The sequence below is a fragment of the Flavobacterium micromati genome, from assembly GCF_900129585.1.
GTDB classification, from domain to species: domain Bacteria; phylum Bacteroidota; class Bacteroidia; order Flavobacteriales; family Flavobacteriaceae; genus Flavobacterium; species Flavobacterium micromati.
Map to the genome: position 1 here is coordinate 170003 of NZ_FQWF01000012.1, position 12817 is coordinate 182819.

The following is a 12817-nucleotide window of genomic DNA, read 5'->3' on the forward strand; positions in this document are numbered from 1 at the left end:
TATTTTAAAATGATAGTAACTGAATACAAGGAATTAAAAGTTTTTATTTAACAATTGAAAAATAGCTTCATCTTTATATGTACCATTTATTAAAGTCCATTCTTTTTTCACGCCTATCATTTCGAATCCAAATTTAGTAAAAAGTGCAGTACTTGCTACATTCTGTGTACCAATATTTGCAAATAATTGATGTAAATTCAAATTGGAAAAAGCATATTCAATTAGCAACGCTAACGCTTCTGATCCAATGTTTTGATTTCTATGTTCATTCCCTTGGATAACAATACCTACTCCTGCCCTATTATTCTTTGGATCAAAATCAAATAAATCAACTAATCCTACCGCAGGAAAATCTTGATCTTGACAAATTGCTAACCGCAATTGCTTGGCTTCATAAATATCCTGATGCGCATTTTCTAAATACTGTTTCACTAAAAACCGACTGTAAGGCGTGTGAGTATTACTGACTTCCCAAATACTTTGATCATTTTCAATGGCATAAATAAATTCTAGATCATTAGGTTCCAATGCCCTTATGTAAATATTCTTTCCTTTTAATGTTTTCATTTTTTAATGTAGCGTTTATTAAATGACAATTGTTCCTTTGAAAACAAATTCAGCCGGTCCTTTTAGAGTCACTTTTGTAAAAAGAGATTCATTTTTCTCAAAGGACACTGTCAGTTTTCCACCTTCGACATTTAAATTAACGCTCGAGGCTTCAGTTTTACCTAGAATATTCATTGCAATTGCAACTGCTGTAGCGCCAGTCCCGCAGGAAAGCGTTTCATCTTCTACTCCTCTTTCATACGTTCGCAATGAAAATGTGTTTTCATCCACTTGGTTGACAAAGTTAACATTGCTGCCGGCTTTTCCGTATAAATCACCATATCGTATTTTGGCTCCATTTTCTTTAATATCGTAACTTTCTAAATCTTCCACAAGCTGAACGTGATGCGGAGATCCCGTGTTTAAAAAAACATAATTTTGATTTACTTTTACATCGGCAACATCAATCATTTGCAAAGAGACTAATCCGTCATCACTGATACTAGCATGGTGCAAACCGTCTACCGCACTGAAAGTAGCGATGTTTTTAATCACTTTTAGCATTTTGGCGAAAGCCACTAAACACCTACCACCGTTGCCGCACATCGAACTTTGATTACCATCTGAGTTGTAATAAACCATTTTGAAATCGGATTCTGTATCATTCTCTAACAAAATCAATCCATCGCCACCAATACCAAACCGCCTATCACATAAATGCGCAATTAATTTAATGTTGTCTTTTGGAAAAAAATCAGTTCGATTATCTACCATTACAAAATCATTTCCCGTTCCCTGATATTTATAAAATTCTAATTGCATTGTAATCATTGTTTAAAAATACAAAAGTACAAACTATTAATGTAATGTTAATCACTGTTAAAGAGCGTTAAACTATTTTTCAAAAAATGATTTAAGTGTTAATTTTGCAAACAAATAATTTTTTTAATACAAAATAAATATGAAAAAATTTTCAACACTTTTCTTGGTTGCGCTGTTGAGTGGAGTTGTAACACTTGGAGCATATAAAGTATTATTTGACAACAATGGATATTTTTCTAACAATAGTAATTCAGGCATTACTACCGAAGCAAATTCTTTTGGTAAAAAAGTAGGTTTATCAACTGAAATTCTCGATTTTACAGAAGCTGCTGAAAGAACTATTCATACTGTAGTACACGTAAAAAATGTTTCTAGAAGAACAGTTAGCAATCCTATTTTAGAATATTTTTATGGTTATAAAGGTGGACAATCACAAGAACAAGTAGGAACAGGCTCAGGTGTAATCATTTCAGAAGATGGCTATATTGTTACTAACAACCACGTTATAAAAGGTGCGTCAGAAATAGAAATCACTTTAAATAATAAAAAAACATATCAAGCAAAACTCATTGGAACCGATTCAAAAATGGACATTGCTTTGTTAAAAATTGATGTAAATGAGAAATTGCCTTATAGCGCTTTTGCAAATTCAGATGCGGTAAAAGTAGGCGAATGGGTTTTGGCCGTTGGAAATCCTTATAATTTGACATCGACAGTAACAGCTGGAATTGTTTCGGCGAAAGCCAGAGACCTAAACACTAGCGGAATGCAGTCATTTATTCAAACTGATGCAGCAGTAAATCCTGGAAATAGTGGTGGCGCATTAGTAAATACAAGGGGAGAATTAATAGGAATCAATACCATGATTTCATCGATGACAGGATCGTATGTAGGATATTCATTTGCAGTACCTTCAAATTTAGTCCGTAAAATTATTGAAGATCTTATGGAATTTGGTAATGTACGCCGCGGTATTTTAGGTGTTGAAGGAGGCGAACTTAACGGCATAGCTTCAAAAGAATTGGGTATTGATCAAACACAAGGATTTTATATCAACAAGGTAACTAAGAATTCTGGTGCTGAAAAATCAGGACTGATGAAAGGCGATATTATTATAAAACTTGACGAACAAACCGTTTCAACATTTGCTGACCTTTCGGGATACATCAATACAAAAAGACCAAATGATAAAGTTCAAGTCACTTATTTAAGAGATGGAAAAACTAAAACGATCCCAGTCACTTTAAACAAAAATGAGTTTATTAGTACTGAATTTAAAGGAATTGAATTAGAAAATATTGAAGCATCTGAGAAAAAAAGATTCAAAATTGATTATGGAGTTCGGATAAAAGCGATTAATAGTCAAGCTTTAAAACAGTATGAGGAAGAGTTAGTGGGAAATATTATATTGAGCATTGATAACGTAAAAGCTATAGATGTGGAAACAGTTTCTAAACTAATAGATAAAAAAGAAGAAAATCAAACAGTGCGTATTGAAATGATAAATAAAAGTGGAGAAATACTGCGTGTGATTTTATAGAGTCCATTTACTCCAAAATAATTTAGCCATCTTGAAATTTCACGGTGGCTTTTTTATTTTCCAAATATTTCCCAAAATAGTCTACGAAATCGATTGAAATAGGTACTTTTGCACCAAATTTTAAAAAAAATACGTTCATTTATTTTCATTGAATTTACATTATGGCAACTACAACTTTATACGAAAAAGAAGTTTCTTTTCAAGCTGACAGGCGACGTGCAGGCGTAAAACTGATTAAAATTATCAGCGATTTATGGTATGATAAATCGATTGAAATGGTTTTATTTCGCAATCAATTGATTGACAGAAACGTCAGCGATATTATCAATCTTCACGGTTACGCAGCTGAATTTGTAGGCAAACCTATCTCTATTTTCGATTCTGTTAAAATTGCAAAAGCTATATTAGAATTAGACCTTCCGCCAGCTAAACTAGACATTGGGAAATTAGCGTATGAATATGCGATGGAAGAAGATAAATATCAAGATGTACGGTATTTTGTAATTGACAAATTAAAAAACGCAAAAAACTGTGAGGAAATTTTTCCAAAAGATGTGGTTTTATATGGTTTTGGGCGAATAGGTAGATTACTTGCTAGAGAATTAATGTCTAAAACTGGAAAAGGAAGTCAGCTGCGGCTGCGCGCTATTGTAACCCGTGATAAAAACGACACCACTACTCTTGAAAAAAGAGCTTCGTTGTTGCGATACGATTCTATTCATGGCGACTTTGAAGGATCAGTTACTGCTGATGTAAAGAACAACGCATTAATTATAAATGGAACAACAGTTCACATCATCACCGCTAATTCTCCTGAGGAAATTGATTATACACTTTACGGAATAGACAAAGCTTTAGTAATTGACAACACAGGAGCATTCACGACTCATGAAGCACTGAGCCGGCATTTAGCTTCAAAAGGAACAGATAAAGTATTGCTTACTGCACCAGGAAAAGGAGTTCCAAATATTGTTCACGGCGTAAACCAAAACGAATACAATCCTGATGAGATTGATATATTTTCGGCTGCATCGTGCACTACTAATGCAATTACTCCTGTTTTAAAAGCAGTTGAAGATACGCTGGGAGTTGTAAGAGGGCATTTAGAAACCATTCATGCGTACACAAACGACCAGAATTTAGTTGACAATATGCACAAAAAATACCGTCGTGGAAGAGCAGCGGCATTGAATATGGTTATTACTGAAACTGGTGCAGGTAGCGCTGTCGCAAAAGCGTTACCGTCGCTGGAGGGAAAATTGACTTCTAACGCAATTCGGGTTCCGGTACCAAATGGATCGCTAGTAGTTGTGAATTTAGAAGTTTCAAAAGCAACTTCAGTAGAAGAGATTAATGCAATAATGAAAAAATACGCATTAGAAGGCGAGCTGGTAGAGCAAATAAAATATTCTTTGAATAACGAGTTAGTTTCTTCGGATATTGTGGGAACACCTCAACCAGCCATTTATGATAGTAACGCAACTATTGTTTCAAAAGACGGTAAAAATATTGTGCTTTACATTTGGTATGACAATGAATACGGTTATAGCCATCAAGTAATACGATTGGCAAAATATATTGCTAAAGTAAGACGTTTTACGTATTACTAGCAGCTACTTTACAGGTTAGTTATTGCTGATTGTACTTTTTAATTTTTAGTTTTTAGTCGGTAATTTTTAGATTTAAGCAACAGCAATGCAACCTGAATTTAAAAGCCGTTTTGTTTTGAAGCAAAACGGCTTTTTTTATGGTAATTGTTGAGCGCTATTATTTTGGATTAAAACCGATGATTAAATTGCATAGTAAAGATCTCTTTGTTTGTGTTATTGGGTGATTTTTTAGAAATATTAGAACACGCATTACACAGATCAAAATGATTTTGAATGATTTTTTTTATCTAAATAATCCTGAAAAAATAAATTTAATCTCTATTTAACTATTCACTAAAATGCCAATCCCTGATTACTAAACACTGAAAACCGACCACTGACCACTAAAAACTACTCCTTAGCCTTAGTCAAATAATAAACCGGAATTCCCACTAACATAATCACAACACCCCAACCACTTGTACTTGTTTTAGTGTAGAGCAACGCAATACATATTGCAGTAGCAATAATTATATATAGAGCTGGCAAAACTGGATATCCAAAAGCTTTATAAGGTCTTTCTACATCTGGCATTTTTTTTCGAAGGATAAAGATTCCCAGAATTGTCAGTATGTAAAATATCAAAACAACTATCACTACAAAATCGAGTAAATCGCCATATTTACCCGTCAAACATAAAGCCGAAGCCCAAAAACATTGCACCCATATTGACCACTCCGGAACACTCGCTTTATTTAATTGCGCAGCCTTTTTAAAGAAAACACCGTCTTGCGCCATGGTGTAATATACTCTGGCACCAGCCATAATGAGTCCGTTATTACAAGCAAAAGTTGAAATCATTATCATAACTGCGATTATCAAAGTCCCAATTCCGCCAAAAATAGTTTGGGAAGCCACAACCGCAACCCGGTCAGATTCGGCTGTTGCAATACCTTGCAGTGGAACAACAGCTAAATACATTAAATTAGTTAAAATATAAATTACACTCACTATCAAGGTTCCTAAAAACAAACTCAAGCCTACATTTCGTTTTGGATTTTTAATTTCGCCCGCAATAAAAGTTACACCTTCCCAAGCCACACTGGAAAATAATGAACCTACTAAAGCAGCAGAAATTGCTGATATCAAAGCAACGCCACTTATAGGCATCCAACTTCCAGCGTTCACGTCTAGTGATCTTGAAAACCAAGCATTTGCCCAGTTAGCATCCCAAACCTCAGCCTTAGCAGCCATAAAACCAAAAATAATTAAACCAGCTATTGAAACAATTTTTATAACCGTGAGAACAGTTTGCAATATTTTAGAGTTTTTTACCCCGCGACTGTTAATGTAACTCAGTAGAATAATCGTCACTATCGAAACAATTTGGGCAGCATTCAGTTTAAAACTTCCTAATTCGTATAAAATATTTTCATCACTCAAAGGAGGATATAAATAAGCCGAAAACTTGGCAAAAGCAACACCTACCGCAGCAATAGTTCCTGTTTGTATTACCGCAAAAAAGCTCCAACCGTATAAAAAACCTACCAGCTTTCCGTAAGCTTCCTTTATATAAACATATTGTCCACCTGCTTTAGGAAACATAGCACTTAACTCGCCATAACTTACCGCGGCAATGACTGTAATAACCCCTGTAAGTACCCACATGGCAATAAGCCAACCAGCAGATCCCAATTGCCGTACCATATCTGAACTAACAATAAATATTCCTGAACCTATCATCGATCCCACAACAAGCATAGTCCCATCAAGCAATCCTAATTCTCGTTTAAAATCGTCTGGTTTATTCTCTTCCATAAAATAGTTTTAAATTTTGGTTTGGCTAAAGATATACTTTTTTAGAAATTTAAAATCAATTTTTTTAGCGCATGTCCTTGCTTCCACTCTCGTTACAGCAAGGTCGGGCAGTACGCTGTATCTTTATTTTCTTAAAGAAAGAAAATAAAGGATGCCGCTTCCTTCCCTCATGCAAAAACAGCGTAAGGTATCAAAATCATTTTTCGCCATTTTGAAGAGAAAATAACAAGACCTATAATTTTTTGGTTCTAATTTGTAAATTTCATTGCAACAGCACATTTGACAAAATATTTAAAGTCAATCACAATCCAAATGTCACTCTAAGTTTGTCGTAGCGCTAAAATAAACTGTTAACCGCGTTACTAGATTAATATAAAAAAGAGTTTAGCTATTAGAAAATTAGAAAAGCTATTTAGTATTACTTTAGAAGAAAAAATTAAAGCGATTCCAACTCCAAAAGTCAAAATGGAATTACATCTAAAACCAATAATCATTAATCAATTAAAATTAGGATGGGTCGGACTTGGGAACATAGGAACTCCAATGGTACTTAATTAAAAGTAGGATATGAAGTATCAGTTTTTAATCGCATACCAAAAAAATTCTTTTAGCATTTGACTGGAACGGATGGTTTATTCGAAATAAGAATAGAACTCGGCGGGAATATTTTCAGAGTTTTTTGTTGTTTTGACGAAGGTAAATTGGTCGTTTTGTTTAACGGTTTTCAAAAGAAGACCCATAAAACACCAAAAGGAGAAATTGAAAAAGCTGAAAAACTAAAACACGAATATTTTAAATCAAAGGATGGAAATAGAAAAAGTAAATAAGAATGTTACAACATTCGAGGAATTGCTTGATAACAATTATGGTATAGTTGGAACGTTAAAGAGAACCAATTTTGAAATAAAAGCAAAAGCATTTGCTATTGGCGTACTAATAAAAGAGGAACGAAGATTGGCTCATTTAACCCAACAACAATTAGCAGATAAAACCGGAACAAAAAAAAGTTTTATTTCCAGAATTGAAAATGGTCATACAGATATTCAGCTTTCAACATTATATAGATTATTAGAAATTGGATTGGGCAAAAAAATTTCAATATCTATTGCTTAAATATAGCACCTTCACCCAACAGCGATAACTTTGTTATGCCTGAAAAGCCAACACTCAAGCGACAGCGAACGAACGAAGTAATAAAGCCGCTTTTCAATCCCATCGCGGCGAACAGGCTGGATCCGATTATCTTTATATCTTTACAATGACAGGAACAATAGATAAGCATTGCTTACTAAAGGTTTGGTAGATAAGTGGTTTGCCAATCTGCAAACCCAATTGTAGTTCATCAAACAGCATTTTTCTGCATCAACATTGGCAGTGAAATTCTAAACTTTCGCCTATCGAAAAAACGTTATGCACTGTCTTAAAAATCAATTCTATTAACTAAATAAAAACTAAAATGACAGATAGAAAAGAAAACGTAGTTTGGATCACTGGTGCTTCATCTGGCATTGGTAAAGCTTTGGCTTTTGAATGGGCTAGATTAAGATACAAAGTTGTGCTATCAGCTAGACGCACTGAACTTTTAGAGGAGATTGCTTCTGAGATTAAAAAATCGGGTGGTGAAGCATTGGTAGTTCCAGTTGATGTTATGGATGAAAAATCAATAGAAAATGCTGTGCAAGTAATCATCAGCACTTGGGGACGAATCGATGTAACTATAGCGAATGCTGGGTTTGGTATTTTCGGGAATATTGAAAACCTGACTGCGACCGAATGGAATAGACAACTACAATGCAATGTCACTGGGTTAGCTTTAACTGTTAAATATGCCTTGCCCTATTTAAAGCAAAGTAAGGGTCGGATTGGTTTGGTTGGTAGTGTTGGAGCCTATCTTCCCAACCTTGGTCTTGGAGCTTATGGAGCGTCTAAAGCTGCGGTTCAATCCATCGGTCTGACTTTGCAGGTTGAGTTAATAGGTAGCGGTGTAAGTTGCACCACTTTGCATCCGGGGTTTGTAGAGTCGGAGATTACCAGAGTTGACAATGAAGGAATGTGGCATCCTGACCGCATGGACCCACGTCCTAAAAACTTGATTTGGCCTACTGACAAAGCCGCTAGTGTAATGGTAAAAGCAATTCTGAAACGAAAGAGAATTTACATCTTTACTAACCACGGCCGGGTTTTAGTATCATTGCAACGCTGCTTTCCAGGATTAATAAGATTGATTATATCAAAAGGTCCTAAACCGAATTTATAAAAATAAAAAGTAACTAACAGCATCTTTGATGCTCGAAACAAAATAAATAAAAGGCGAAATCACAATAGCGCTCAACCAAAAGGCGTGCTTCAATACCAAGCAAAAAAACATTTGGGGGTATTTAAAATTACGCTCCGCACCAAAATTTGTGGCAAAAATCATAACTTTGACAAAGCTCCGAAAAACCGGTCTTTAACGCTAAAGATATGATTGATAAAATTGTTAAATTGTTAAATAAGTAATAACTATTCTTAGCAATTCTAGGTTTGATGGTAGGAACAAACACCTTATCTACAGCAAACGGTCGAAGTAATCAACGTACTGTTGAATCCTGAGCAGTGGAAAGCTGGAACAGTCTACATGTCAATGACTCGCTGGATCAAAAGGGTACATAACGTCCTTTTTTTTGCATCAAAAAAAGTCCAGTTTTAATATATTTTACCTTATTGTAAAGTGAATTCGTCAGATTTAATAAAAGGTTTCTTCTGGAATTACTACTTTTCAGCACCCCCAAAACACCACAAATTTCGTATTTGCTAGTTAAAAATTAAAATAGGTTTTTAATTTTTCAGTTTATTATACACGTATTTTCTTTCTTAAAATTTTTGATTTTTCAATTTTAGCACTGAAACTAAGTATTTCAGGTACAATTTGTTTACCTAAATCTTATATAAACGAACCGCACTTTCTTTAATAATTTATTTTTACAAAGAACTAATATATAGCAATTTACGATTAAATAATAGGATTTGGCACAGTAATAAACATACCACTTTTCTTGCTTATAAATAATAAAAAAATATTATATTTGAAAGACATAAACTGGAGGCTTCTTTATGGGCCGCAGTCCAATGGTATTTAAAAAAAAATTAAATATGTATTTTACTGAAAAGGCAAACATTTTTAAACAGGTTAGCCGAAAACTGAATAGAGTAGGCAAAATAATTTAAAAGTAAATATTATGGCAAATCCAGGAACAGAATTAGCGGCTCTCGATTTTGGGAGTCTTATTGGGGGACCGCTTACGGCGGTAATTACTGCGCAGGCAATGGCAGCTCAGTCAACGGCATCGTTTATCAAAGATGTTGGCTTTTACCAAAAAGGTCAAACAAATCCAGATGGTGAGGAAATTGGAGGTACTCCAATTTACGTTGATTTCAAGTATCCGAAGGAGATTTCACCCTATCAACCTGCTATTGCAAAAGTGGATGCGGTAGCAGCGACCGCGAGCACTCCAGCAGTGCCGGCGGTGTCAGCAGTGCCAGCAGTGCCAGCTGTTTATCAGGTGATGCAGTTCTCTGTCCCTATTTTAACGATGCTACCTATTCCTTTCATAAAAGTTGATATTATCACTATCGACTTTAATGCAAAGATTACCTCTATGGAAACGCAGACAAGGAGCGCTGACCTTTCTGTTGGCGTCGATCTTCAAGTGAAACAACGTTGGCCTGGAGGTTCAGCAAAATTAAATGTTTCGGTTGCATACAAAAAATCGACATCAAGCGGCGCAAGTGTAGAGCGAACCTACTCAATGGCAATACATGTGCAAGCATCCCAAGATGAAATGCCTGCTGGAATGGAAAAACTTTTAGGTATTCTTGAAGGCGCGATGATATCTAAACCAGCTGCTTAATGTTAATACTTGTACTATAGCGAATGTCTATTTATATGGGCGTTCGCTTAATATAAAAATTAAAATTTAGACAATTTAAATCTCAAAAATATGGCCAAATTAAGTGATTTTTTAGGCGGTTTAGCATCTAGTATTTGCGCTGCAAGGGTTAACTCCGATGTACAATCATTAAGAATAGCAGAAGAATATGCTAAAAACGAATTATTAAAACATTTTTCAGTACCTAGAATGAGAATTGACAGGGTAGAATTAAATATTCCGGTTGCGGTTGATAATTTGGTTGAAAAAACACAAAAAATTTATCAACCTATCAATAAAAGCCTTTTTCTAAAAAAAACCAATCAACAAATTATTACTTCTATTCCATTATCTAGACTTTCAATTGAAGATGCAGATAATCTAAAAAAAGCTTTAATCAAAAATTTGAAACCAGCTATAGAAAATTCTATAAAAACAATGGATGCATCGATAATTGTAAATCAAAATGACGAAGCTTTAAAAGAATATTCGGAGAATATCGCTTCAAAAACACTTGATTTTATTAATAATTTCTACCGAAAAAACAACATAAAATTTGCAGACAAAGAAATTAGCATATTAAAAGATAAAATTTCTGCAGGTTTACAAGCCAAATTGAGAGAAGAACTTATTTTCAAACAGCAGATTAAAAGTATTGATTCAATAGATGTAATTGTAGAATCAGAAAAGCTTAGAGATATTAAGTCTGAAAATGTACTGATGATAAAAATGATAATATCTGAACAAGGCATGGAATGGGTTACTTTAGAAGATATAAATGGAAATGTTATTAACAAGTTAATGCCTGAGTGATTCACAAATAAATTGTAAAATTATGCAAGTTTCATCGTTATCTATAATTGAATTGCTAAACAGCAAACTACTTGAATTCCCCGAATTAGTTGATCGTTTGAAAAATAAGGATTACAATTTCTTAGAGTTATTGGAAACATGGATGAAGGAAACTGAGACAATTTTAAAGCAAAATAGAATTTCGGAATGTGCAGTAATTGCTGGGTATAGAAGTAAAATTATTATACCATTATTTACCGAATCTCAAAAACGATCTGTAAAAAAAAGACAATTGCAAGCAGCTTCGGTCATTTTGTTCGAATTACAACACACTATTTTATCTGTGATTAAACCCTACGAAATAAAAGTGAACGAGGCTCGAGATTTATTACGGCAAATTTTAAGCGCAGTCAGGCAATCTCATACTATTAAATACACCTCGCAAACAGTTTTTCAAGAATTTATTAATAACATTTGGCAATTTTGTTCCACAAACGAGCAGCTCAAACCGTTTACGGTTAAAATTCTAACAATTGTTTCTCAAAATGATGCGGTGCGAATCATCGCGGAAGAAATATATTTAGATGAATGGAAATAAGAAAAAATATATTTTCTAACATTTCATTCTATTTTTCGCATTGGAATTGGATTTCGAAATTCGGTTCATTCAAATATTTATCACCATATTTCTTTTTCTGTAACAAATTGAGCAAGATTTTTTCTCAACGGAAAAAGACAACCTAAAAAACTACAGATCTATTAAGGACATCAATATTTATTAAAGCATTTGTCAGCGATCAATATTAGCTTTATTTTAATCGAAAAATCGGATCAAAACCCTTTACTATTTAATAAGGCAAAGCAAAAAAGTTAATGATACATCATAAAATAAAAAAGCTAAATCCTTCGTGACTATTCAGCCTCTAACGTAGCTATCTTTTTAAAAGCGGCTAGTATATTTTGTAAATTTTTAATGCATGTATAAGTTAACGAGAGGATTACTGCATAGGTTTGCGCACCATTTTCGATTTTAAATTGTCCTTATATTTTTTGTTTGACTTTTACGTTTCTAATAGCCCTTTCCGATCCATTATTTTCAGGCGGAACTCGATAATAATCTAGAAAAGCAAAGACAAAATCCTGTATTTGGTAATTCTTTTATGAAAAGCGTTAAGTTCTTTTTGATTTTTAGGGACTATTTCTTGAAGTAGTTTGTTTAATGTTTCAAGTATTTGAGTCCTTTGTTTTATTATGGTCAAGTATTGATGTGGAGTTAAATTCTTTTTGAGTTCTAAAGCTTCATATAATATCGTTTTGAAATTTGTAGCCCATTTAGATTGGTGTTTTCGTTCGAAAAAAAACCACTTCTAACTAAAGATGTACTTTGCAGAGTTAATGTTTTTTGCAAGGTGTTTTAAAATGGCTCGACCAACAGTCGTAAACCAAATCAGCATTCGTAAATCCTTTTGCAAAATTATCTTCAATGGTAGCAAATCCTCGATTGTTAGAGAATACAATAAAAGTCATCAATCTGTTTTGCCAAGCCCAAAACCAGCCTTTCTTGCCGTTAACTTTTATGCCAGTTTCATCTGCTCCAACGACTTTTTGTTGTTTTATTTTTACTGCAATTAGTTCATAAGCTGGTATCGCTTATTGAGCAAACCTGTACAATAAATTACAAATTGTTCCTTGGCTTATAAGCAAATTTTTAGTACATGACAAAAATATATTTTACTGATTACCAGTAAAATAAACGACATTATATTAGGAAAAAAGACCGATGTTTTGTAAATTATAAGATT

The 12817-nt window shown here is 33.9% G+C and carries 13 protein-coding genes; 8 read left to right on the top strand and 5 right to left on the bottom strand.

From position 1 onward, the window contains the following. Positions 1 to 33: 33 nt before the first annotated feature. Positions 34 to 567: a GNAT family N-acetyltransferase gene (locus tag BUB42_RS13600; RefSeq protein WP_073021335.1), complete on the bottom strand. Its 534-nt coding sequence runs from the start codon at positions 565 to 567 to the stop codon at positions 34 to 36. Positions 568 to 585: 18 nt separating this feature from the next. Continuing rightward, positions 586 to 1368, bottom strand: coding sequence for a diaminopimelate epimerase (dapF, locus tag BUB42_RS13605; protein ID WP_073021371.1), 783 nt, complete (start codon positions 1366 to 1368; stop codon positions 586 to 588). A gap of 139 nt (positions 1369 to 1507) precedes the next feature. Here dapF and BUB42_RS13610 point away from each other — a divergent pair, with 139 nt between their 5' ends. Together BUB42_RS13610 and BUB42_RS13615 are read left to right on the top strand one after the other, a co-directional pair. Next, positions 1508 to 2908, top strand: coding sequence for a trypsin-like peptidase domain-containing protein (locus BUB42_RS13610; protein WP_073021337.1), 1401 nt, complete (start codon positions 1508 to 1510; stop codon positions 2906 to 2908). 161 nt (positions 2909 to 3069) lie between these two features. Then, positions 3070 to 4518 carry a glyceraldehyde-3-phosphate dehydrogenase gene (locus BUB42_RS13615; protein ID WP_073021339.1) on the top strand — a complete coding sequence of 483 codons (1449 nt, stop codon included), beginning with the start codon at positions 3070 to 3072 and terminating at the stop codon, positions 4516 to 4518. Positions 4519 to 4908: 390 nt separating this feature from the next. Here the strand turns inward: BUB42_RS13615 and BUB42_RS13620 are convergent, their stop codons facing one another. Further along, on the bottom strand, positions 4909 to 6315 hold the full coding sequence (locus tag BUB42_RS13620) for an APC family permease (RefSeq protein ID WP_073021341.1): 1407 nt from the start codon (positions 6313 to 6315) through the stop codon (positions 4909 to 4911). Between the two features lie 614 nt (positions 6316 to 6929). On the opposite strand from BUB42_RS13620, the gene BUB42_RS13625 reads away from it, so the two are divergent. The 6 genes from BUB42_RS13625 (at position 6930) to BUB42_RS13650 (ending at position 11613) form a co-directional block, all read left to right on the top strand. Continuing rightward, on the top strand, positions 6930 to 7142 hold the full coding sequence (locus tag BUB42_RS13625; RefSeq protein ID WP_139257397.1) for a type II toxin-antitoxin system RelE/ParE family toxin: 213 nt from the start codon (positions 6930 to 6932) through the stop codon (positions 7140 to 7142). Further along, the gene (locus tag BUB42_RS13630) at positions 7120 to 7428 is read left to right on the top strand and encodes a helix-turn-helix domain-containing protein (RefSeq protein WP_073021342.1); all 309 of its coding nucleotides are present in this window, start codon (positions 7120 to 7122) and stop codon (positions 7426 to 7428) included. Before BUB42_RS13625 ends, BUB42_RS13630 begins: the two co-directional genes overlap by 23 nt. Before the next feature lie 343 nt (positions 7429 to 7771). Beyond that, the gene (locus BUB42_RS13635; protein WP_073021343.1) at positions 7772 to 8572 is read left to right on the top strand and encodes an SDR family NAD(P)-dependent oxidoreductase; all 801 of its coding nucleotides are present in this window, start codon (positions 7772 to 7774) and stop codon (positions 8570 to 8572) included. 961 nt (positions 8573 to 9533) lie between these two features. Continuing rightward, positions 9534 to 10205, top strand: coding sequence for a DUF2589 domain-containing protein (locus BUB42_RS13640; protein ID WP_073021345.1), 672 nt, complete (start codon positions 9534 to 9536; stop codon positions 10203 to 10205). Positions 10206 to 10295: 90 nt separating this feature from the next. After that, complete coding sequence (locus tag BUB42_RS13645; protein ID WP_073021347.1) at positions 10296 to 11036, top strand: hypothetical protein; 741 nt, start codon at positions 10296 to 10298, stop codon at positions 11034 to 11036. Between the two features lie 22 nt (positions 11037 to 11058). After that, positions 11059 to 11613: a hypothetical protein gene (locus tag BUB42_RS13650; protein ID WP_073021348.1), complete on the top strand. Its 555-nt coding sequence runs from the start codon at positions 11059 to 11061 to the stop codon at positions 11611 to 11613. 443 nt (positions 11614 to 12056) lie between these two features. Here the strand turns inward: BUB42_RS13650 and BUB42_RS16980 are convergent, their stop codons facing one another. Together BUB42_RS16980 and BUB42_RS16985 are read right to left on the bottom strand one after the other, a co-directional pair. Then, on the bottom strand, positions 12057 to 12161 hold the full coding sequence (locus BUB42_RS16980) for an IS66 family transposase (protein ID WP_073021373.1): 105 nt from the start codon (positions 12159 to 12161) through the stop codon (positions 12057 to 12059). A gap of 246 nt (positions 12162 to 12407) precedes the next feature. Then, positions 12408 to 12662, bottom strand: coding sequence for an IS66 family transposase (locus BUB42_RS16985; protein ID WP_084118352.1), 255 nt, complete (start codon positions 12660 to 12662; stop codon positions 12408 to 12410). Between the last annotated feature and the right edge of the window lie 155 nt (positions 12663 to 12817).